Source organism: Collinsella sp. AF19-1LB (assembly GCF_003459655.1).
GTDB lineage: Bacteria > Actinomycetota > Coriobacteriia > Coriobacteriales > Coriobacteriaceae > Collinsella.
On record NZ_QRWO01000006.1, the window covers coordinates 26,098 to 47,271 of the forward strand.

The window sequence follows — 21,174 nt, forward strand, 5'->3', positions numbered from 1 at the left end:
TATATGATGGATGCTTCGTTTGCCCTTATCCTCGAAAGGAACCCATATGATTGATGCGTGTCCCGAACCCGCTGTGCTCTTTTTTGACGTGGACGGCACGCTGACGTCGTTCGATCCCGATGATATGACCGATAAGGACTTCAATGCAGTCCATCCGTCGAAGGCTGTTGTCGATGCATTTGGTCGCCTGCGCAATGCGGGCCACCAGGCATTTATCTGCACGGGTCGCCCTTTGTGGCTGGTTGCCGATGGCCTGCGTGCGCTGAACCCGGCGGGTATCGTTGCCATGGCGGGCGCCACACTCGAGGTCGAGGGATGCGTGGTACACGAGGACTGCTTTGACGAAGACATTGTTGAGGAGCTCGCGCGTCGCATTACTGTGGCGGGCGGCGAGGCGTTGTTCGAGACGAACGGTGCCACCTATTCACTTGAGCCAGTTGGTGTCGAACAGTCATTTCTGCTAGGCGCCGGCGTGGTGCATGGCACCGACCAGATGCGCGTCGATGGGCATTTGCGCGTAGGCAAGGTGTGCATTAACGCGTGCGACCTGGCTCGCGTAGCCAACGACGATGGCTTTATCGATCGCGAGTTTGAGCTGTGCAACACCGGTGGCCAGAATCGCGAGCTGAGCCCCAAAGGCATCGACAAGGGCTTGGGCGTGGCGCGAGCGCTGGAGTATCTGGGCCGCACTGGCAATGCGCGCACCTTTGGCTTTGGCGATTCCGGCAACGACCTGGGCATGCTTGCCGCCGTCGAGACGGCTGTGGCCATGGGCAATGCCATGCCCGAGGTCAAGGCGGTCGCCGACTACGTGACCAACGATGTCGCACACGACGGTACCGTCACAGCGATGCAGCATTTTGGGTTGATTTAATAAATGGCCGGGTCGCCCGCAGTGGGGGCGACCCGGCCATTTGAGCTATTTTGCAATATAGAGCTTGGGATGACTGCGACTGCTCTCGATCGCCGCCGTCATGATGCCCTCGTCGTCTCCATCAACGATGATGCCGTCGAGGTCATCGATCTGCGCGGACTGATAAAAACTGGTCTTGTTGAACTTTCCCTGGTCAACCATCATGTAGCCCTGGTTTGAGTTGGTAAGGTACATATGCTTGATCATGGCCGAGAAGTCGTGCTCGACGGTAAAACCGTGGTCGGGGTGGAATCCGTCGGCACTGACAAACGCCTTGTCGGCATGTAGTTTGCTCATGCAGTCGAGCGTTAGTGCGCCCGCGAGATAGAGGTGGCCCTTGCGCACGGAGCCGCCCAGCAGCACTACCGAAGCATTGGGGAGATTGAAGCTGGCGTAGTTCGCGATTGCAAGATCGCCGGTGATAATGGTGATCTCACGCTTGTCCATGAGGGCCTTAGCGAAGTAAAAGCCTGTGGTGCCGATATCAATTACCAGAACATCGCCATCATCAACAAGAGTTGCTGCGGTTGCGGCGATGGCTTCCTTGGCCTCGACTTGGACATTGATGCGCTCCTCGGGATACGAGATTGCGTTGGAGCGAGAAAGCGATACCGCTCCGCCGCGTACGCGACGCAGCTTGCCTTCGGATTCCAGCGAGATGAGGTCGTGTCGTGCGGTGACTTCCGAAACCGAAAAACGGCGAACGATGTCGGATACCGAGATATTTGGCTTTTCGGCCAGCCAATTCATGATAAATCGCTGACGCTCGGCCGGTGAAAGGTCTGAAGTAGATGCCATATGCCGCTCCTTTTGAACAAAAGGTAAAAGATGCGCCTTTCGTAATCGAAATATAACGTATCGATATGAAAAGAACAAGGCAAATTCGAATGAATCAAAAGAACGGAATGGCATGTCACAAATGCATGCGTAGCAGATAGTTCGCACGTAAACGGGCTATAAAGAGTCTCATTCTGAAGGTGCCGCCCAAAAGAAGTACGTTCACGCCCGATATTCGACCGTTCACGGAAAGTTGACAATTGAGCTTTCGATAGCTTTTGAAATGGTTTATAAAAGAAAACCGAAAAGCTTTTGAAACAAAGAAGAAGGCTTTCGATAGCAATAGTGTTAGATGAGAAAGGACCGAACATGGCGATCAAGGTGTTTGCCGACGGCGCTAACCTCGAGGGTATGCTTGACATGCATGACAATGGCAACGTTCAGGGCTTCACGACCAATCCTTCCCTTATGAAGGCCGGCGGCGTGACCGACTACCGCGCTTTTGCCAAGACGGTTCTTGAGCACATTACTGATGTGTCGGTCTCTTTTGAGGTATTCGCCGACGACGAGGCGGGCATGGAAGCCGAGGCTCGCGAGATCGCAACCTGGGCAGACAACGTCTACGTTAAGATCCCGGCGCTCAACACCAAGGGTGAGTCCACTGCCGCGCTGGTCAAGCGCCTTTCTGCCGACGGCATCAAGGTGAATGTCACCACTATCTTCACGCCCGAGCAGGTCGACGAGTTTGTCGATGCCGTCTCTGCTGAGACCCCCTCTATTCTGTCCATCTTTGCCGGTCGCATTGCCGATACCGGCGTCGATCCGCTGCCCCTCATGGCGGAGTCCGTAAAGAAGGCTGCCGTTAAGCCTGCTGCCGAGGTTCTCTGGGCGTCTACGCGCGAGGTCCTCAATATCTTCCAGGCGGAGTCCGTTGGCTGTCAGATCATTACGGTCCCCAATGCCCTTCTTGCCAAGCGCAAGAATTTCGGGAAAGATTTGCTTGAGTACTCGCTTGATACGGTCAAGGGCTTTGCCCGCGACATTCAGGCGCTTGGTTTTCATATCCTGCCTGAGGAGTAGGGGACGAGCATGCTGACCGATCTTCTTAAGCCCGAGCTTGTTGCCTGCCACGTCGAGGCCTCCGACTGGGAGGAAGCGATCAAGGCATGCGGTAAGTTGCTCGTAGACGCTGGCAAATGCGACCAGAGCTATGTTGACGCCATGATTTCATCGGTTCACAAATTCGGCCCCTATATGGTCTTGGAAGAGGGCATCGCCATGCCCCACGCTCAGGCAGATGGCAATGTGAGTGAAGCGGGGATCTGTATCGTCACGCTTGACCCTGCCATTGCGTTTGGACACGAGGATTTCGATCCGGTTCACGTGCTCGTGGGTATTTGCGCACCCGACCCCAAGGCTCATCTTGGCTGCTTGGCGGAGCTTTCGCAGATGTTCGAGGACGAGGACTGCGTTGCCAAGCTCAGCGCATGCGATACGCCCGAGCAGGTTTTGGAGACCATGCGTTCATTCTTTTAGGCCTTAATGGCACGGCGATGCGTCGCCGCTTTTGGATAGACGGAAAACCGTCACGTGTAGGAGAGGAAGGTTGCCATGCATATCATCACCGTATGCGGAAACGGCATCGGGTCCAGCCTGATGCTCGCTGGCAAAGTCGAGGAGCTTTGCGAGGAGGAGGGCATCAAGGCCGACGTTGAGTCTATGGACCTGAACGGTGCTTCTTCCGCAAATCCGGATCTGTTCATCACCGTTAAAGAACTCGCCCCCGAGCTCCACGGCAACGTTGTGATCGTTCGCAGCTATGTGAACAAGAAGAAGATCCGCGAAGACGCCCTCGAGGCAATCAAGGCGGCCGCCGCTAACGCCTAAAGCGGCACAAAAAAGGGCGGTTCCCTGTGGAAGAGGGAAACGCGCCCACGTTAGAGAGAAAGGAAGCGCAGATGCAAGCCATCCTTCCCATACTTGAGTTTATCCAATCGATTCTGACCAAGCCAGCGTGGATTATGGGTCTATTTGCCTTTGTGGGCCTTGTCGCGCTTAAGCGTCCTGCCCACAAGGTGATGACGGGCACCCTGAAGCCCATTCTGGGTTACATCATGCTGTCTGCCGGCGCCGCTGTTGTTCAGGAGAACCTTGCTCCGCTGGGTACCTTCATCGAGACCGGTTTCCACATCACCGGCGTCGTGCCCAACAACGAGGTCGTCGTTTCGATGGCTCAGAGCGTCCTCGGCGTTCAGACCATGATGATCCTGATTCTCGGCTACGTCGTGAACATTATCATTGCCCGCTTTACCAAGTTTAAGTACATCTTCCTGACGGGCCATCACAGCATGTTTATGGCTTGCCTGCTGTCTGCCGTTCTGCAGGCATCTGGCTTCCAGGATGTCCAGCTTGTCATCGTGGGCGGCATGTTCCTGGGCCTCGTGAGCGCTATGCTTCCCGCCGTTGGTCAGCGTTTCACCGAGAAGGTTACCGATGGCGATGAAATCGCCATGGGCCACTTCGGTTCACTCGCCTATTACATCTCCGCTGCAGTCGGTACGCTTTTTGCTAAGGACGCCGAGGAGAACAGCACCGAGAAGATCGAGGTTCCCGAGAAGTTCTCCTTCCTGCGCGACACCACCATCTCCACGGCTCTTACCATGGCCTTCTTCTACCTGGTTACCGCTTTCGCCGCTTACATCGCAGATCCTGCGGTCGTTACCAAGATCGCTAGCGGCGACAATGTAATCGTCTATGCCCTGACCTGCGCCCTGTCCTTCGCCGTCGGTGTCACTATCGTCTACAACGGCGTTCGTATGATCCTTGCCGACCTGGTCCCGGCTTTCCAGGGCATCTCCAACAAGCTGATCCCCGGCGCCATCCCCGCCGTCGACTGCGCCGTCTTCTTCCCCTATGCTCCCACCGCCGTCATCCTCGGCTTTGTTGCCTCCTTCATCGGTGGCGTGGTCGGTATGTTCATCGTGGGCGCTACCCTGGGCATCTTCATCATCCCGGGCATGGTTCCCCACTTCTTCTGCGGTGCTACCGCAGGTATCTACGGCAATGCTACCGGCGGTCGCAAGGGCGCAGCTCTTGGCGCTTTCGTCAACGGCCTGCTCATCACCTTTGCCCCGGCCCTGCTCCTGCCCGTTCTTGACGTCTTTGGCTTCAAGAACACTACGTTCGGCGACTTCGATTTCTCCGTCATTGGTATTACGCTTGGCCGCGCTGCCGAGGCCTTCGGTACCACCGGTGTCTACGCGATTCTCGCTGTCCTTCTGGTCGTTGCCTTCGTCCCCAACTTCATCCACACCAAGGGTGCTGTGATCAATCACGTTGAGGAAGAGTAATCCAGGCATACGTTAAGCCCTAATCGGGCGGAGCTCCGATAACCGGCTCCTACACGGAAGCGGTGACGTCTCAATCGAGGCGTCACCGCTTTTTGCTTTGGAGCGATTGTGAATATGAGCCGGCGAGGCGCTGCTTCTGTTCCGTGAACGGAATCAAACGCAATGATCGGCAAAAACGTTTTGCCGCTGGGGCGTCGATATAAAAATGGTAAATCTGCAAAACCGTTCGCCGAGAAGATAAAAACCGCAGTTCACGCCTTGATAAACGTAGATAAAGTGTTTAGCAGTTTATCGGCCGTATGCTAACGAAAGGAATCAGGCAGATGGCAATCAAGGTGTTCGCTGACGGTGCAAACCTCGAGGGCATGCTCGACATGTACGAGAGCGGCAACGTTCAGGGTTTCACGACCAACCCGTCCCTTATGAAGAAGGGCGGCGTGACGGATTATCGCGCGTTTGCCAAGGAGGTCCTGGCCCACATCATCGATGTGTCCGTGTCGTTTGAGGTCTTTGCCGACGACGTCGAGACCATGGAGGTCGAGGCCCGCGAGATTGCTGCCTGGGCCGAGAACGTCTACGTCAAGATTCCGTGCGTGACTACCAAGGGCGAGTCCACCGCCGAGCTGGTGCGCAAGCTTTCGGCCGACGGCATCAAGGTCAACGTTACCACCATCTTTACTCCCGAGCAGGTCGATGAGATGGTCGAGGCCGTTGACGCCGAGACGCCGTCTATCATCTCGCTCTTTGCCGGCCGTATCGCCGATACCGGCGTTGACCCCATTCCGTTTATGACGGAGTCGGTCAAGAGGGCCGCCGCCAAGCCCAACTGCGAGGTCCTGTGGGCATCCACGCGCGAGCTCATCAACATTTACCAGGCGGAAGGATGCGGTTGTCAGATCATCACGGTGCCCAACAGTATCCTGGCCAAGCGCAAGAACATCGGGCGCGACCCGTATGAGGTTTCGCTCGATACCGTGCGCGGCTTTGCCAAGGATATCGCCGCTTTGGGCTTCCATATCCTGCCGTAACGCGAACACTGGCTGCGCCGCGGGTTGTTCGCCCCGGCCTTTCCTTTCCCTATCGCTCACGCGCTTCGCGAGGGTCGCGCTAGGTAAAGGAAAGGCCGGGGCTGCCGACACGAGCTTGCCGGCAAGTTAGCACTCGGCTTCCATATCCTGCCGTAGGCAAAGGTACCCCCGCCTGCGACGTGCAAAATTGAGAGTATTCAGCAAGGTAAAGGCTTTTACCAGCTGGTTGAAGCACGGAACAGCCCCCGTTTTGGCTCTGACGACGCTAAAACGGGGGCTGTTTGTGACTTTATTGCCTCTGAGGAGCGTTCGGAGCGGCGGAAATTGCAGAATACTCGCGATTTTGCACGCTGCTACAGGGGGTACCCTTGCTTTGGCGGTTTACCTCCCCTGCACCATGGTGAGGGAGATCTTCTTGCGGTCGCGATCGACCTTTTCGACCCACACCTTGACCGTGTCACCGACGCGCACCACGTCGCTCGGGTGCTTGACGAAGCGGTTGGCGAGCTTGGAGATGTGTACGAGGCCGTCCTGGTGCACGCCCACGTCGACGAACGCGCCAAAATCCACAACGTTGCGCACCGTGCCCTTGAGTTCCATGCCGGGCTCCAGATCGTCGATGGAAAGCGCCGAGCGGCTAAAGACCACCTCGGGCGCGTCGTCGCGCGGGTCGCGACCGGGCTTCTTGAGCTCGTTGACAATGTCGATGAGCGTCAGGGTGCCGCAGTCCAGGTCGCTTGCCAGTGCCGAAATGCTGCCCAGGCGGTGCTCAATGTCGGGCACGCCGCCGCGGCTGAGCTCACTGGTCGCCACGCCGGCGCGTTCCAAGACGGACGTGGCCACCTCGTAGCTCTCGGGGTGGACGCTTGTCGCGTCGAGCGGGTTCTTGCCGCCGCTGATGCGCAAAAAGCCCGCGGCGTTGAGATATGCCTTGGGGCCCAGCTTGGGGACCTTCTTGAGCTGGCGGCGATCGGTAAAGGCGCCGTTTTCCTCGCGGTAGGCCACGATGTTTTTGGCTACGCTCGGCGTAATGCCCGACACGTAGCCCAGCAGGCTTGCGCTCGCGGTGTTGACGTCGACGCCCACACGGTTGACGACGTCTTCCACCACGTGGCCCAGGGTGCGCGAAAGCTCGGCCTGGTCAAGGTCGTGCTGGTACTGGCCAACGCCGATGGACTGGGGCGGAATCTTGACGAGCTCTGCCAGCGGGTCTTGCAGACGGCGGCCCAGGCTCATGGCGCCGCGCACGGTGACGTCCAGGTCGGGGTATTCCTGACTGGCGAGCTCGGAGGCGGAGTACACCGACGCGCCGGCTTCGTTGACGATGGTGTATCGCAGCCCGGGCGCCTGCTCGGCAATGAACTCCGAGACGACTTCCTCGGTCTCGCGGCTGGCGGTGCCGTTGCCGACGACGATGGTGTTGACGCCGTCCTTCTTGACGAGGCGGGCGAGCTCGCGCTTGGTGCCGGCGACGTCATGGCGCGGCTTGGTGGGATAGACCACGCCGTGGTCGAGTAGCTTGCCGGTCTCGTCCATGACGGCGACCTTGCAGCCGGTGCGGTAGCCCGGATCGAGCGCGAGCACGCGGGCGCCGCGCACGGGGCGCGTCGAGAGCAAGCCCTCGAGATTCTTGGCAAAGACGTTGATGGCCTCGGTCTGGGCACGAACGGTGAGTTTGGCGCGGGCCTCGCGCTCCAGCGAGGGGGCCATGAGGCGCTTGTAGCCATCGGCGATGGCGGCGTCAAAGACGGGAGCAAACACGCCCTGGCGACGGGGCCAGCGGCTGCCGAGGCGTGCCGTAGCGGCAGCGCCGTCGACGTTCACGCGCACGCGGAGCTTGCCCTCGCGCTCACCGCGGTCGATAGCCAGCACGCGGTGGTTGGGTATACGGCGCAGCGGCTCATCATAGCTGTAGTACGGCTCGTAGGGGGTCTTCTCGGCGGGGTCGGTGGCCTCGACGACGATGTCGGCGGTGTTTTGCGTAAAGGCGCGCAGGTCGGCGACGTTCTCGGGATCTTCGGCCACCGTCTCGGCCACGATGTCGGCGGCGCCGGCGAGCGCCTTTTCGGGCGTGTCGAAGCCGGCCTCCTCGTTGACGTAGTCCGCGGCGGCGTCGAGCGCGCTGCCCTTGGCCGAGGCCTGCATGATGATCATGTTGGCGAGCGGCTCCAGGCCGGCCTCGCGTGCCTTCTGCGCGCGGGTCATGCGCTTTTTGCGGTAGGGCTTGTAGAGGTCCTCGACACGCTGGAGCTGTGTGGCCTCGCGAATCTGTTGCTCGAGTTCGGGCGTGAGTTTGCCCTGGGCATCGATGAGCAGGATGACGTCCTCTTTACGCTGCTCAAGATTGCGCAGGTAGGACAGGCGCTCGTCGAGTGCGCGCAGGGCGACGTCGTCCATGCCGCCCGTGGCTTCCTTGCGGTAGCGCGAGATAAAGGGAATGGTGTTTCCCTCGTCGATGAGCTTGACGGCCGCCTCGACGTTGGCGGCCTTAAGGTTGAGCTCGCGGGCGAGCTGGGGGATAAGATCCATGGGACTCCTTGCGTTTAAGGTGCGTTTGCAGCACAGAGCTACCAAGGATACCACCTGCCACTTCGCCCAAAAAAGACTGTTTTGGCGCGGAACCACGAAAGCGGCCTATCTACTACGTTTGAACCGTGTGGGTCGACCATCCCCCGGTTTTCCGAAAATGCGCAAGCCGTTTACCTGCGGTTTTTATTTCGCGAAATTCTGTATGGATGAGGGTGATTGGTTAAACGTAGTAGATAGGCACATTTCGTGGCGAACGAATCAAGCTAAGGTGCAAAAAGTCCCCCGTCCCAGAAAAATCATTGGCAACGTAGCAAAATGCCCCGCGGGCAGGAAGCTGCTCGCGGGGCAAAGAAGAGGGGCTTATTTGTGGCGGACCGAGGGGCCCGGCATGGGGTTTCTGCCGCGGCCTGTCCTAAGGTGCTACAGCTCGACGAGCTGGCCGGTCTCGGCGGCCTCCTTGATGGCGTTGAGAAGCGTGAGCGTCTTGACGTTGTCGGCGGGGGTTACGACGGGCTCGACCTCGCGGCGGACGACCTTCACAAAGTGCTTGAGCTGCATCTTGTGCGGCAGCGCCGGGTCCACGGCCGGAATCTCCATCTGCAGCGGCTTGTGCCAGTTGGAGGCGCCGTCGTAGGAGAACTGGTGCAGGCGGGGCAGCGAAAGGGCGCCCAAGGTTCCGCCGATAAAGTAGGCGTCGGCGTCGAAGGGACGGTACTGCGGGTCCTCGCGAGCGGTGGCCTCCCAGTTCCAGGGGCTGGCGGTGGCATCGGAGATGGTCATGCTTGCGAGCGCGCCATCGGCAAAACGGACGTTGACCACGGCGGAGTCCTCGGTCTCAAAACCGCGGGCGGCGCTGGACTGCATACCCTGGACGGCAACGGGCTCGCCCAGCAGATAGCGGAGCAGGTCGACGTCGTGAACCAGGTTAACCAGGATCGGGCCGGCACCCTTCTTGCGGCGCCACTCGACATCGAAGTACTCGTCATTCTTATAGATCATGTAGTGGAAGCTCGACACGGTGAGCTTGCCCAGCTCGCCGGACTCGATGATCTCCTTGGCCTTGTTGACGAAGGGGTTGTGGCGACGGTGCTGGCCCACGAGCACGGGCACGCCAGCGGTCTCGGCCTCGGCGGCGAAGGCCTGGGCATCCTCGAGGTCATTGGAGATCGGCTTTTCGACCAGCGGCACGATGTTGCGCTTGATGGCCTCGCGAGCAACGCCCAGATGCAGGTCGTTGGGGGTGGCGATGATGACGGCCTCGGGCTTGACCTCGTCCATCATCTGGGCGGGATCGGTGTAAAACGGCACGCCGGCGGCCTCGGCCGTGGCGCGGGCGCCCTCAAAGGCGTCGGCGATGGCGACGAGTTCGGCCTCGGGCTCCTCGGTGACAAAGCGGATGTGGTTGCGGCCCATGGCACCGGCGCCGATAACGGCAATGCGGACGGGGTTGAGCTCAGACATTTCGACTCCTTAATACTGGTGGCGGTGGAATGCGACAAAGGGACTGTCCCTTTGTCGCATCGGTAAAACTAGGCGGACTTCTTCTTGCTGTCGGAGACCATCATGTAGACGGTGAGCACGACGGCGATGGCGGCGATCACGATGGCGCCGTAGAAGGACTGCTGGTAGGCGGCGCTGCCGGCCTCAGCGTGATACAGCACGGCAGTGATGGGCTGGCTGATCCAGGTAGAAGCGGCGTAGCCCAGGAACATGATGCCGTAGTTGACGCCGATGTTGCTGGTACCAAAGGCGCCACCGGTAAGCGGCGGGTAGATGACGAGCAGGGCGCCAAAGCTAAAGCCGAGCAGGGCGAGCGCCACAAAGAACATGCTCTGCGTAAAGCTCATCGACATGATGACGAGCGCGACGATGGTGACGACAAGACTGATGAGCAGCGACTTGTAGGCGCCGAGCTTGTCAATGATCTGGCCAAAGGACAGACGACCGACCAGGTTGGCGCAGGTGTTGACGGAGACCACTACACCGCCGAGGGCGACAGCTGCGGCGCACGTGGGGTCGGCGAAGAGCTGGACGGCGGCGATGGAGGCAACCTTGCCCACGAGCAGGGTGCCTGCAGTGGCAGCAAAGGCGAAGGTGACGATGAGGATCCAAAAGCGCGGGGTTTTGACCATCTCGCCCGGGGTGAGGTCGCCGAAGGTGCCGGCGTGTGCGCCGCCCTTGGGGGCCTCGAAGCCCTCGGGCAGCCAACCGGCCTCGGGGGCCTTCAGGAACAGGGCGGAGGCGGCGATCATTGCAAAGAAGATGACGCCGAGTGCCTTGAGGGCGCCAAAGATGCCCAGGCTCGGGATGAGCAGCGAGGCGAGCACCGGGGACAGCACGGCGGGGCCGGCGGTCGAAGCGGCCAGGGTGATGCCGGAGGCCAGGCCCTTCTTGTCGATGAACCACTTTTGGCCGGTGGTGAGCGCCGGGTTGTAACCCAGGCCGTTGCCGATGGCGGCGACGAGCGAGAACCACAGGTAGAACTGCCACGGCTCGGTGACGGTGCCAGACATGAACCAGCCCAGGCCGTAGCACACGGCGGCGGCGATCACGACGTTGCGGGGGCCGATCTTATCGGAGATGCGGCCGGCGAAGATGCCTGTCACGGCCATGATGGTCTGAAAGACCGGGAAAGCCCAGGTAAGGGCGCTGGACCACTCGGGGTAGACGGCGAGCAGGTTCTTGCTCACGACGGAATACAGCGCGATGGAGCTGACAAAGAACATGGTGACGCACGCGGCGGAAAGCACGACGGCGCGACCCTTGTTGGAGTTGGTGGAAGCCATTGGACTCTTTCTAATCGATGCGGGGGAGGGGCGGGCATCACCGCGGGCCTCCCTGTCAGGCTGGTTTACTGGTCAGTGGGCTTTGCGACGCCGGACTCGTCGGACCAAAGCTCGACACCCTTGTTCTTGAGGTAGTTGTCGGCAAAGGCTCGACGGCCGCCGGGCTTGGCGGTGAGGTCGCCCATCATATTGGAGAAGCCGCCGTCGACCTTGATGGCGTCGCCGGTGGTAAAGTCCGAGCGCTTGGACGCCAGGAACATGACGGCGTTGGCGATATCGCTGACCTCGCCGATGCGGCGCGTGGCGATGAGACGGCTGCGGCTCTTCTCGACCTCGGGGTCGGCGTAAAAGCTCGCCGACATGGGGGTCTTAACAAAGCAGGGCTCGACGCAGTTGGAGCGCACGCCGTAGGGACCCCACTCGGCAGCCAACATCTTCGACATCATGTTGACGCCCGCCTTGGTGGAGCTGTACACGCCCGAGAACGTCTCGGGGGAGTGGCTGGCAACGGTCGAGATGTGCACCAGGCGACCATGGCCGGCCTTGATCATCTCGCGACCAAAGCGCTGCGAGGTGATGAAGTAGCCGGTGAGGTTGACGTTGAGGACCTCGTTCCAGTCACTCAGCGGCAGGTCTTCCATGGCTGCGAAGCGCAGGATGCCGGCAGTGTTGACGAGGACGTCGACGCGGCCGAAGTCGGCGATGGTGGCGTCGACGGCGGCCTGAACCTCGGCCTCGTCGGTGGCGTTCATCTTGTAGCCCTCGGCGTGGATGCCAAACTCGGCGGCGAGGTCGGCGGCCGCGGCCTTGACCTTCTCCTCGTCCAGGTCGAGCAGGACGACGTTGGCGCCGTTGCGGGCGAACTCGCGGCAGATCTCGACGCCCATGCCGCCGAGTGCGCCGGTCACAGCGCAGACATCGCCCTCGAGCTTAAGCCAGTTGCTCATAGGAACTTCCCTTCTTGTGCCTCCCGGTGGGTCGCTCCCATTAATCGACCCACGTGGTTTTCGCTGGTTATCGTATGCTTTGCATTTGCGCAGGTGAATTGCATATTTGTTAGAATGGCGTAAACCTATGGTTTACAGCACGCAAGGCAATTTGTTCTTAATTGAGTGTGTGACCTGCCAAAACGACCCCCTTCGGCAGCGCATGTCCATACGTCTGGAAACGGGAGATTGACGTGTACGATCGACGACTCGAGGCCATAGCGGCCGCCGCTGAGCTGGGAAGCTTCTCGCGCGCCGCGGCAAAGCTGCGCGTGTCGACGCCGGCACTCGTCAAGCAGGTTTCGGGCTTCGAGGCCGAGTTTGGCATCACGTTGTTCGAGCGCTCGCACTCGGGCGTCAAGGTGACGCCGGCGGGCGCCCTGCTGGTGGACGACGCGCGCTCGATCATGCGCCAGTCCGAGGATGCGTTGCGTCGCGCCCGGCGCGCGGCGGGCGATGGCGGTGCCGTGCGCCTGGGCGTGTCGATGATGTGCCCGGGGCGCCAGACGCTGTCGATGTGGACGGACGTGCACGAATTGGAACCGTCGTTGCGCTTTGAGATTGTGCCGGTGAGCGATCTCTATGACGAGCGCGAATCCGTTATGCGCAGCCTGGGGCGCGAGGTGGATGTGGTGCAGTCGAGTTTTTCGACCCCGCGCTGGGGCGACGCCTGCCAAAAGCTCCTTATCGTCAACGTACCGTTTTATATTGATGTGCCGCGCACGAGCCCGCTTGCGCGCAAGACGCGCATCACGGTTGCCGACCTGGAGGGCATGCGCTTGCGCGTGCTTCGTCACGGCAACGACGCTATGGACAGCCTGCGCATTGATCTTTTGGCCGACGGCGGCGTGGACGTGATCGACGTGGACAGCTTTGACTTTGCGCTGTTCAACGATGCGGAGGAAAAGGGTGACGCGGTGCTCACCTGCGGAGCGTGGTCGGGCGTGCACCCGGCCTTTGTGGGCGTGCCGTTCCTATGCGGCCGCGAGGTGCCGGTCTTCTTGCATTACCCGCTCGAGCTCACCCTCCAAGTCCAAAAATTCGTCAACGCCATTGCCCAACTCCTCAAGTAGCTCACACAAAACGAGGCCCTGGCCAAACGGCCAGGGCCTCACTAACCTTTATTCCGTTTTAAACGACGGGCTGATTGCGCGCAGGAGGTCTCCCAGGCGGGCCGGGGTGTAACTTCCGCGCGCAGTTTCGCAGCGAAGCGAGAATGTTTGAGCACGGAGGTTACACCCCGGCCCGCCTGGGAGACCTCCGTGGAACAAGCCTATCTACTCGAGCTCAAATGCACCCGTGTACAGCTGGTAGTAATACCCGCGCTTGGCGATCAGTTCGTCGTGGTTGCCGCGCTCGATGATGCGGCCGTGGTCCAGGCAGATGATTGCGTCGGAGTTGCGCACGGTGGAGAGGCGGTGCGCGATGACAAACGTCGTGCGGCCTTCCATGAGCTTGTCCATGCCGGCTTGCACGATGGCCTCGGTGCGGGTATCGATGCTCGACGTGGCCTCGTCCAGAATCATTGCCGGCGGATCGGCGACGGCGGCGCGTGCGATCGAAATCAGCTGGCGCTGGCCCTGCGACAGCTGCGCGCCGTTGCCGGTGAGCATAGTGTCGTAGCCGTCGGGTAGGCGGGTGATAAAGTCGTCGGCGCCCGCGAGCTTGGCCGCCGCGATGCACTCCTCGTCGGTGGCGTCCAGGTTGCCGTAGCGGATGTTATCCATCACGGTGCCGGTGAACAGGTTCACGTCCTGCAGCACGACGCCCAGGCTTCGGCGCAGGTCGGCCTTGCGGATCTTGTTGACGTTGATGCCGTCGTAGCGGATCTTGCCGTCGGCGATGTCGTAGAAGCGGTTGATGAGGTTGGTGATGGTCGTCTTGCCGGCTCCGGTGGCGCCGACAAACGCGATCTTCTGGCCCGGCTTGGCAAACACGGACACGCCGTGCAGCACTTCGTGGTTGGGCGTGTAGCCAAAGTCGACGTTGTCCATGACCAGGTCGCCACGCAGCGGCACGTACTCGATCTCGCCGGTTGCGCGGTGCGGATGTTTCCACGCCCACATGCCGGTGTGGTGGTCAGCCTCCTCGAGCTGCCAGGTATCGGGGTTGACCTGCGCGTTGACGAGCGTCACATAGCCTTCGTCGGCTTCGGGCTTCTCGTCGATGAGCTCAAAGATACGGTCGGCGCCGGCGAGGCCCATGACCACGGCGTTGATCTGCTGCGAGATCTGGCCGATCTGTCCGCAGAACTGCTTGGTCATGTTGAGGAACGGCACCACGACGGCGATCGACAGCGCCATGCCCGAGATGCTCAGGTTGGGCACGCCCAGCGCCAGGAAAATGCCGCCGGCAAGGGCCACCAGCACGTAGAGCAAGTTGCCCAGGTTCATAAGGATGGGCATGAGGATGTTGGCGTACATGTTGGCCTTCTGTGAGACCTCGAAGAGCTTTTCGTTGCGCTCGTCAAAATCGGCCTCGGCGGCAGACTCGTGGCAGAACGCCTTGACGACCTTCTGACCGTTCATGACTTCCTCGATATGGCCCTCGACCACGCCGAGCTCGGTCTGCTGCGCAATGAAGAAACGCGCGGAATTGGAGCCGAGCAGCTTGGTCATAAAGGTCATAAAGGCGACGCCGGCGATGATGACCAGGCACATCCACACGCTGTAGTACAGCATGATAAAGAACACCGTGACGATGATGATGATCGTCATGAGCAGGTTGGGCAGCGACTGACTGATCATCTGGCGCAGCGTATCGATGTCGTTGGTGTAGTGGCTCATGATATCGCCGCGCTGGTGCGTGTCGAAGTAGCGGATCGGCAGGTCCTGCATGCGGTTGAACATCATCTCGCGCAGCTTCTCGAGCGAGCCCTGCGTGACGATAGCCATGGCGCGGTTCCAGAAGAGCGAGGACAGGACACCGACGCCGTAGATGCAGGCGAGGGTGGTCACGAGCTGTAGAATCTTGGGCTGTGCGGCTTCCCAATCGCCCGACTGCCACGATTCGCTAATAATCTGCAGGGCGCTCTGCAGGAAGGTCGCGCCGATGGAGTTGATGATGGCGCAGAGCACCACGCCGGCGACGACAAGGGGCAAAAGCACGGGATAGAAGTCAAAGAGCGTCTTGATGAGGCGCGACATGGTGCCGCCCTTACGGTTGAGCGCGCGCTCGGCGGTCGTTGCCTTACTCATGTGCCTCGCCTCCTTCCTGGGTCTGAGCTTGCGTTGCGGATGCCTCGGTGTCGGCCTCGACGGCCCCTTCGCCCTCGGCAGACATCTTGTTTTGCGAGGTAAAGGTCTCTCGGTAGATCTCGCTCGTCTTGAGCAGCTCTTCGTGGTTGCCGATCTGTGCGATGCGGCCGCCCTCCATGACAATGATGCGGTCTGCGTCCTGCACGGAGCTGATGCGCTGGGCGATGATGAGCTTGGTCGTGTTGGGCAGATAGCTTGCCAGGCCTGCGCGAATCTTGGCGTCAGTCTTGGTGTCGACGGCGCTGGTGGAGTCGTCCAGGATCAAGATCTTGGGGCGACGCAACAGGGCGCGTGCAATGCACAGGCGCTGCTTCTGACCGCCCGAAACATTAGAGCCGCCCTGTTCGATCCAGGTGTCGTAGCCCTTGGGGAAACCGTCGACAAACTCGTCGGCGCAGGCCAGATGCGCTGCCTCGCGGACTTCCTCGTCGGTGGCGTTCGGGTCGCCCCAACGCAGGTTCTCGGCGATGGTGCCGCTAAACAGCACGTTTTTCTGCAGCACCATGGCGACCTGGTGACGCAGCGCGTCCAGGTCGTAGTCGCGCACGTCCACGCCGCCCACGCGCACAGCGCCTTCGGTGGTGTCGTACAGGCGGGCGATGAGGTTAACGAGCGTGGACTTGGCCGAGCCAGTGCCGCCGATGATGCCGATGGTCTCGCCGCTCGTAATGTGCAGGTCGATATCGTCGAGCGCCTGGCGCTTCGCATGCTTGGAATACTTAAAGCTCACGTGGTCAAAGTCGATGGAACCGTCGGCAACCTCGAGCACGGGCTCGGCGGGATCGGCGATCGTGGGCTCGGCGGCCAGCACCTCGGCAATGCGGTGTGCCGATTCGTCGGCCATGGTCACCATGACAAAGATCATCGACAGCTGCATCAGGCTCATGAGAATCTGGAAACCATAGGTAAAGGTCGAGGAGAGCTGGCCCACGTCGAACAGCGTGCCCTGGCTCGTGATGATGAGCTTGGAGCCCAGGTAGATGATGACGACGAACGCGCCGTTGACGCAGATGTTCATCATGGGGTTGTTAAAGGCGAGCAGCTTCTCGGCGCGGGTGAAGTCCATCTGGACGTCGCGTGCGGCGGTCGCGAACTTCTCCTTCTCAAAGTCTTCGCGCACATAGCTCTTGACCACGCGCATGCCGGTGACGTTTTCCTCGACGGACTCGTTAAGGGCGTCGTACTTGTGGAACACGCGCGAGAAGATGGGGCGCACCTTAAAGATGATAAAGAACAGCCCAAAGCCCAGCAGCGGAATGATGACCAGGTAGACCATGGCAACGCTGCCGCCCATGATAAATGCCATGGTAAAGGCGAAGATCAAGACCAGCGGCGCGCGCACGGCGATACGGATGATCATCATAAAGGCCTGCTGCACGTTGTTGATATCGGTGGTCAGGCGCGTGACGAGCGAGGAGCTCGAGAACTCATCGATGTTGGCAAAGCTGAACGTCTGGATCTTGTAGAACAGGTCGTGACGCAGGTTCTTGGCGAATCCGCAGCTCGCATGGCTGCAGGTGACACCAGCCGCGGCGCCAAAAGCAAGCGACGTCAGCGCGATGAGCACCAAAAAGCCTGCGGTGGGAAGCATCTCGGCTACGGTGGCGCCGTCTTTGATAGCGTCGATCAGGTTGGCGGTGATAAATGGAATCAGCATCTCGCAGAGCACCTCGCCAAGCACGAGCAGCGGCGTGGCAACAGTGACTTTCATATAGTCGCGGATGCTTCCCATGAGGGTTTTAATCATCCAGTTCCTCCCAGGTTACGCGGATTTTATCGAGCATTTCGGCGAGGTCCTCGCGCTCGTCGTGGGTGAGCGCGCTAAAGGCCTGCTCTCTAAAGCGAATGCGGGCCGCCTGCTCTACGTGGGCCTTTTCCCATCCCGCTTCGGTCAGGCGAATGGTGAGCTGCCGCCGGTCTTTGGGATTGCGGCTGCGCTCGATAAGGCCGGCGCATTCGATCTTGGAGAGAATCTCGGAAAGCGAACCGGGCTTAAGATCAAAGTGCAGGCCTAGTTCCTGCTGTGACATCTCGCCGTTTGGCTGCTTGGCGAGCAAGCAGACGATGGGGGCCTTTCCCGAGGCGCCGCCGCCGTGAAAGTGCAGAAAGTGGCCGCAGAAGCCCAGCCCGTTTAGGATGTGCTTGGCGAGCGCGTCTGATTGGGACTGTGCCGCGGGCGCATCTGCGGGTTCATGGGGGTCGCCGCCCGGCGTGTGGGGGCAGAGGCCGATGTGGTCATCGCACATGGTGTCGCTCCTTTCTTTAGTTAGGTAGTGCAATTGTTTTGTGCCTAACTAATTTAGGAGTGCAAGAAATAAATGTCAAGGTACCAAACTTATTAAGTTACGGCGTTTTACCAAACGCCGTAACCGCTCGATGCTGCAAACGCTCCTAAGCGGCAATCTGATCCCTTGGGGACGAAGGAAAAGGTATCGTTTTGGGCTGCGATGATGCCTTTCGAAGCGGCCTTGCCAAAAACTATGCCTAATTACTACGATGAATCCAGCATCGCTGACCACAACAGCTGTTTCTGAAAAAACGCAAGCTATCTACCTGCGGTTTTGTTGGAGAGAAATTCGTTGTGGTTGGAGGCGGGCGGTTAAACGTAGTAAATAGGCATAGTTTTGAAATGGCGCTATATGAGTAGCATCAACTAGGCCGCTATGGAGCAAACAGCCCCCATTTCCGAAACCTTCCCGCAACAATTTGCCCTTCGTACCGCTCGCCTCCGCCCACAACGCCTCCTGCGCTACACTTAGTCGCACTGTGGCGCTGCTGCGCTGTGCCCGAAACAAGGGAGACCCTCATGAAGAACACTCAGCTGCTGCTGATTAACGATATGTGCGGTTACGGCAAGGTCGCGCTTTCCGCCATGCTGCCGGTGCTGTCGCACATGGGCTACCGTATCCATAACCTGCCGACGGCGCTCGTTTCCGACACGCTCAACTACCCCAAGTTCTACATCCACGACACCACGGAGTACGTGCGTCAGAGTCTTGCCATCTGGGAGGAGCTCGGCTTTGAGTTCGACGCCATCTCGACCGGCTTTATCGTGACCGAGGAAGAGACGCGCATCATCTCGGACTTTTGCCACCGCCGCGCGCAAAAGGGCACCAAGGTGTTCGTCGACCCCATCATGGGCGACAACGGCAAGCTCTATGCGGGCGTGCCCGAGTCCACGATTGGCCTTATGCGGCATCTTCTGGAGTGCGCAGACTACGCGGTGCCCAACTATACCGAGGCGTGCCTGCTTGCCGATAGGCCTATTGCCGAGGAAATTACGCCCGATGAGGGCCGCGCCCTTGTGGACGCCGTGCGCGAGCTGGGTGCCAAGTCGGTGGTCATTACGAGCGCCGTGGTCAATGGCACGAACGCGGTTATCGGTTACGACCATGTAGCGGGGGAGTACTTTATGATTCCCTTTGAGCTCATTCCGGTCTATTTCCCGGGCACGGGCGACACGTTCTCGGCGGTGCTCGTCGGCCGCGTTATGGCAGGTTGGAGTCTGCAGCGCGCGACGTCCGATGCCATGCGTGTGGTGGCTGAGCTTATCGAGCGCAATGCCGACCAGGAGGACAAGTCGGCCGGCCTTCCCATCGAAGCCTGCCTGGATGTGATTGACCATGAGTAACGCTGGCGAGGGCGGCGCCAAGCCTGCGGGCGGGGGCAAGCCGCTCGGCGCGCCGCACGGCAAGCGGCCGCGCATCCGCGTGAGCTGCGTGGACCAGCTGGGTGCGTACCGCTGCCACCATGGCCACAAGCCGGGCGACGTTTTTGACTTCGACCGAGACCGCGGCAAGATGTGCGCCATGGCCTGCCATGTGGGCTTTCCCTATATCGATATCCTGCGCTATGGCGGAACCGTGCCTGGCAACGAGCCCGGCACGGCAAAGTTCTGCTGTCCCGAGGTCGACACGTTGAACGTCTGGCTTGCCGAGATCGTCGACGAATAGCCGGATGCGACAAAGGGGCGGGCCCTTTGTCGCATCCGCCGATGGTGCCCCTTCTTTTTTGCCTATAATCCTAAATCTCTGCATTTCATCCGATTTTAGGTTCTAAAACTCTGCATTTCATCGATAATCAAGCATATAAACCTTGCATTTCATTTGATGACACTGAGGGGAGAGCCTATGCTGCGTAGGAAAATAGCGGCAGAGCTGGAGCGTTGGCTGAAGTCTGCCGAGCAAAAGGCCTTATTCATTACGGGTTCTCGCCAGATCGGCAAAAGTTATTCGATTCGCGCATTTGGCAAAGCCAGCCATGCAACCTACATCGAGCTCAACCTCATGGAAAATCGCCAGGCAAAAGATGCTCTTCTCGAGGCACGGGATGCCGACGATTTCATCAGCAGGGTGACGCTTCTCTCGGGAAAGCCGATAGCACCGGGCAAAACGCTCGTGTTTATCGATGAGGTCCAAGAGGCCCCCGACATCATGACGATGGCAAAGTTCCTTGTTGAGGACGGGAGGTGCCGCTGGGCGTTTTCGGGGTCAATGCTCGGGACCCAGTTCAAGGGCGTTAGGTCCTATCCCGTGGGATATGTTCACGAGCTTAGGATGTTCCCGCTCGATTTCGAGGAGTTTTGCTGGGCGATCGGGGTGAGCGAGGGAGCTCGCCAAACGATACGCGACGCGTGTATCAGCGAGAAGCCCATTCCTGATTACATTCACGACGCGATGATGGCAAACTTCAGGACCTATACCGTTGTCGGTGGAATGCCAGAGGTCGTGCAGCGTTTCCTTGACACGCGGGGCGACCTTGCCTCCGTTCGTCAGCTACAGTCAGAGCTCAACGAACAGTACTGGCGGGATATCTCCAAGTATGCAAGCGGGCGAGCCCTTCAGGTGCAGAGCATTTACGATCAGCTCCCTATTATGCTCGAGGGCGAAAACAAACGCTTCGTGCTCAATTCCATTGACCCCAAGGCGCATTACGACAAGTACCAGCGAGATTTTGTCTGGCTTGTCGATGCCGGCGTTGCTCTCAAGGCGGATATCGTAACCGAGCCAAAGTCGCCCCTGCTCAAGACGGCACGGCCATCGCAGTTCAAGCTATACCAATCGGATACGGGCATGTTGATGGCGCGCTACCCCGTTGGCGTCGCCCAGGCGGCGTATCTTGATAGCAAGGAACCCAATCTGGGCGGTATTTACGAAAACGTGGTGGCCCAGCAGCTGACTGCCCAAAATCGCCAGCTTTACTACTATCAGACAAAGAAGCGCGGCGAAGTGGACTTTGTGGTCGACGGACCGGATGGAACGGCTGTTCCGATCGAGGTTAAATCGGGTTCCTATTACCACGCGCACGCCGCGCTCGGTCATGTGCTTGATACGGCCGAATATGGCGTAAGGCTTGGGATTGTTTTCTCGAGAGGCAACGTTGAACGCAGCGGAGCTGTTCTTTATTTGCCGCTATATGCGACCTGGGCCCTTTCGGATGTTTTGGGTGACTCCTGTGCCGAGGGGATAAAGCTGGAGGTCAAGCCGGTCTAGGGACAGTCCCCGATGCGACAAAGGGATAGTGCCTTTGTCGCATCCGCTATCCGAGA

The 21,174-nt window shown here is 59.7% G+C and carries 18 protein-coding genes; 10 read left to right on the top strand and 8 right to left on the bottom strand.

Annotated features, from left to right (window positions below):
• Nucleotides 1–46 precede the first annotated feature (46 nt).
• The gene (locus tag DWX39_RS02715; RefSeq protein WP_158561604.1) at nt 47–874 is read left to right on the top strand and encodes an HAD hydrolase family protein; all 828 of its coding nucleotides are present in this window, start codon (nt 47–49) and stop codon (nt 872–874) included.
• A gap of 45 nt (nt 875–919) precedes the next feature.
• On the opposite strand, the gene DWX39_RS02720 is transcribed toward DWX39_RS02715, so the two are convergent.
• Nucleotides 920–1,711 carry a DeoR/GlpR family DNA-binding transcription regulator gene (locus DWX39_RS02720; RefSeq protein WP_158548938.1) on the bottom strand — a complete coding sequence of 264 codons (792 nt, stop codon included), beginning with the start codon at nt 1,709–1,711 and terminating at the stop codon, nt 920–922.
• Nucleotides 1,712–2,059: 348 nt separating this feature from the next.
• Between DWX39_RS02720 and DWX39_RS02725 the strand changes: the two genes are divergently transcribed.
• The 5 genes from DWX39_RS02725 to DWX39_RS02745 all read left to right on the top strand — a co-directional run bounded on the left by DWX39_RS02725 (nt 2,060) and on the right by DWX39_RS02745 (nt 6,068).
• Nucleotides 2,060–2,770: a transaldolase gene (locus DWX39_RS02725; RefSeq protein ID WP_117564350.1), complete on the top strand. Its 711-nt coding sequence runs from the start codon at nt 2,060–2,062 to the stop codon at nt 2,768–2,770.
• Nucleotides 2,771–2,779: 9 nt separating this feature from the next.
• Nucleotides 2,780–3,226: a PTS sugar transporter subunit IIA gene (locus DWX39_RS02730; protein ID WP_117564351.1), complete on the top strand. Its 447-nt coding sequence runs from the start codon at nt 2,780–2,782 to the stop codon at nt 3,224–3,226.
• A 75-nt stretch (nt 3,227–3,301) separates the two neighbouring features.
• Nucleotides 3,302–3,577: a PTS sugar transporter subunit IIB gene (locus DWX39_RS02735; RefSeq protein WP_022094539.1), complete on the top strand. Its 276-nt coding sequence runs from the start codon at nt 3,302–3,304 to the stop codon at nt 3,575–3,577.
• Between the two features lie 71 nt (nt 3,578–3,648).
• Nucleotides 3,649–5,040: a PTS ascorbate transporter subunit IIC gene (locus DWX39_RS02740; protein ID WP_117758436.1), complete on the top strand. Its 1,392-nt coding sequence runs from the start codon at nt 3,649–3,651 to the stop codon at nt 5,038–5,040.
• A 323-nt stretch (nt 5,041–5,363) separates the two neighbouring features.
• Entirely contained in the window at nt 5,364–6,068 is a 705-nt protein-coding gene (locus tag DWX39_RS02745) for a transaldolase (protein ID WP_233508926.1), read from the top strand.
• A gap of 381 nt (nt 6,069–6,449) precedes the next feature.
• Here the strand turns inward: DWX39_RS02745 and DWX39_RS02750 are convergent, their stop codons facing one another.
• The 4 genes from DWX39_RS02750 to DWX39_RS02765 form a co-directional block, all read right to left on the bottom strand.
• Nucleotides 6,450–8,597 carry a Tex family protein gene (locus DWX39_RS02750; protein WP_117758438.1) on the bottom strand — a complete coding sequence of 716 codons (2,148 nt, stop codon included), beginning with the start codon at nt 8,595–8,597 and terminating at the stop codon, nt 6,450–6,452.
• Nucleotides 8,598–9,017: 420 nt separating this feature from the next.
• Nucleotides 9,018–10,058: a Gfo/Idh/MocA family protein gene (locus DWX39_RS02755; RefSeq protein ID WP_117564354.1), complete on the bottom strand. Its 1,041-nt coding sequence runs from the start codon at nt 10,056–10,058 to the stop codon at nt 9,018–9,020.
• A 68-nt stretch (nt 10,059–10,126) separates the two neighbouring features.
• Nucleotides 10,127–11,383, bottom strand: coding sequence for an MFS transporter (locus DWX39_RS02760; protein WP_117758439.1), 1,257 nt, complete (start codon nt 11,381–11,383; stop codon nt 10,127–10,129).
• A gap of 65 nt (nt 11,384–11,448) precedes the next feature.
• The gene (locus DWX39_RS02765) at nt 11,449–12,330 is read right to left on the bottom strand and encodes an SDR family NAD(P)-dependent oxidoreductase (RefSeq protein ID WP_117582973.1); all 882 of its coding nucleotides are present in this window, start codon (nt 12,328–12,330) and stop codon (nt 11,449–11,451) included.
• Between the two features lie 233 nt (nt 12,331–12,563).
• Between DWX39_RS02765 and DWX39_RS02770 the strand changes: the two genes are divergently transcribed.
• A complete protein-coding gene (locus DWX39_RS02770) occupies nt 12,564–13,442 on the top strand; it encodes a LysR family transcriptional regulator (RefSeq protein WP_117758440.1) in 879 nt (292 codons plus the stop codon).
• 204 nt (nt 13,443–13,646) lie between these two features.
• Here DWX39_RS02770 and DWX39_RS02775 read toward each other — a convergent pair whose 3' ends face one another.
• The 3 genes from DWX39_RS02775 to DWX39_RS02785 are packed head-to-tail and all read right to left on the bottom strand — an operon-like array spanning nt 13,647 to nt 17,872.
• Entirely contained in the window at nt 13,647–15,566 is a 1,920-nt protein-coding gene (locus DWX39_RS02775) for an ABC transporter ATP-binding protein (protein ID WP_117758441.1), read from the bottom strand.
• Nucleotides 15,559–17,373, bottom strand: coding sequence for an ABC transporter ATP-binding protein (locus DWX39_RS02780; RefSeq protein WP_117758442.1), 1,815 nt, complete (start codon nt 17,371–17,373; stop codon nt 15,559–15,561). The genes DWX39_RS02775 and DWX39_RS02780 overlap by 8 nt, the downstream gene beginning before the upstream one ends.
• Nucleotides 17,366–17,872: a MarR family winged helix-turn-helix transcriptional regulator gene (locus DWX39_RS02785; RefSeq protein WP_117655367.1), complete on the bottom strand. Its 507-nt coding sequence runs from the start codon at nt 17,870–17,872 to the stop codon at nt 17,366–17,368. The genes DWX39_RS02780 and DWX39_RS02785 overlap by 8 nt, the downstream gene beginning before the upstream one ends.
• Before the next feature lie 560 nt (nt 17,873–18,432).
• Here DWX39_RS02785 and DWX39_RS02790 point away from each other — a divergent pair.
• The 3 genes from DWX39_RS02790 to DWX39_RS02800 all read left to right on the top strand — a co-directional run bounded on the left by DWX39_RS02790 (nt 18,433) and on the right by DWX39_RS02800 (nt 21,118).
• Nucleotides 18,433–19,257 (top strand): PfkB family carbohydrate kinase, encoded by an 825-nt coding sequence (locus DWX39_RS02790; protein ID WP_117758443.1) that lies wholly within the window; start codon nt 18,433–18,435, stop codon nt 19,255–19,257.
• Entirely contained in the window at nt 19,250–19,579 is a 330-nt protein-coding gene (locus tag DWX39_RS02795) for a TIGR04076 family protein (RefSeq protein WP_199411435.1), read from the top strand. Before DWX39_RS02790 ends, DWX39_RS02795 begins: the two co-directional genes overlap by 8 nt.
• A gap of 177 nt (nt 19,580–19,756) precedes the next feature.
• Nucleotides 19,757–21,118 (top strand): ATP-binding protein, encoded by a 1,362-nt coding sequence (locus DWX39_RS02800; RefSeq protein WP_117758444.1) that lies wholly within the window; start codon nt 19,757–19,759, stop codon nt 21,116–21,118.
• Nucleotides 21,119–21,174 lie beyond the last annotated feature (56 nt).

Coding starts and splice junctions, on each gene's coding strand:
- DWX39_RS02725 (WP_117564350.1), top strand. CDS start 2,060: ATGGCGATCAAGGTGTTTGCCGACGGCGCTAACCTCGAGGGTATGCTT.
- DWX39_RS02775 (WP_117758441.1), bottom strand. CDS start 15,566: ATGAGTAAGGCAACGACCGCCGAGCGCGCGCTCAACCGTAAGGGCGGC.
- DWX39_RS02795 (WP_199411435.1), top strand. CDS start 19,250: ATGAGTAACGCTGGCGAGGGCGGCGCCAAGCCTGCGGGCGGGGGCAAG.
- DWX39_RS02755 (WP_117564354.1), bottom strand. CDS start 10,058: ATGTCTGAGCTCAACCCCGTCCGCATTGCCGTTATCGGCGCCGGTGCC.
- DWX39_RS02800 (WP_117758444.1), top strand. CDS start 19,757: ATGCTGCGTAGGAAAATAGCGGCAGAGCTGGAGCGTTGGCTGAAGTCT.
- DWX39_RS02720 (WP_158548938.1), bottom strand. CDS start 1,711: ATGGCATCTACTTCAGACCTTTCACCGGCCGAGCGTCAGCGATTTATC.
- DWX39_RS02745 (WP_233508926.1), top strand. CDS start 5,364: ATGGCAATCAAGGTGTTCGCTGACGGTGCAAACCTCGAGGGCATGCTC.
- DWX39_RS02735 (WP_022094539.1), top strand. CDS start 3,302: ATGCATATCATCACCGTATGCGGAAACGGCATCGGGTCCAGCCTGATG.
- DWX39_RS02765 (WP_117582973.1), bottom strand. CDS start 12,330: ATGAGCAACTGGCTTAAGCTCGAGGGCGATGTCTGCGCTGTGACCGGC.
- DWX39_RS02780 (WP_117758442.1), bottom strand. CDS start 17,373: ATGATTAAAACCCTCATGGGAAGCATCCGCGACTATATGAAAGTCACT.
- DWX39_RS02750 (WP_117758438.1), bottom strand. CDS start 8,597: ATGGATCTTATCCCCCAGCTCGCCCGCGAGCTCAACCTTAAGGCCGCC.
- DWX39_RS02790 (WP_117758443.1), top strand. CDS start 18,433: ATGAAGAACACTCAGCTGCTGCTGATTAACGATATGTGCGGTTACGGC.
- DWX39_RS02715 (WP_158561604.1), top strand. CDS start 47: ATGATTGATGCGTGTCCCGAACCCGCTGTGCTCTTTTTTGACGTGGAC.
- DWX39_RS02740 (WP_117758436.1), top strand. CDS start 3,649: ATGCAAGCCATCCTTCCCATACTTGAGTTTATCCAATCGATTCTGACC.
- DWX39_RS02760 (WP_117758439.1), bottom strand. CDS start 11,383: ATGGCTTCCACCAACTCCAACAAGGGTCGCGCCGTCGTGCTTTCCGCC.
- DWX39_RS02730 (WP_117564351.1), top strand. CDS start 2,780: ATGCTGACCGATCTTCTTAAGCCCGAGCTTGTTGCCTGCCACGTCGAG.
- DWX39_RS02785 (WP_117655367.1), bottom strand. CDS start 17,872: ATGTGCGATGACCACATCGGCCTCTGCCCCCACACGCCGGGCGGCGAC.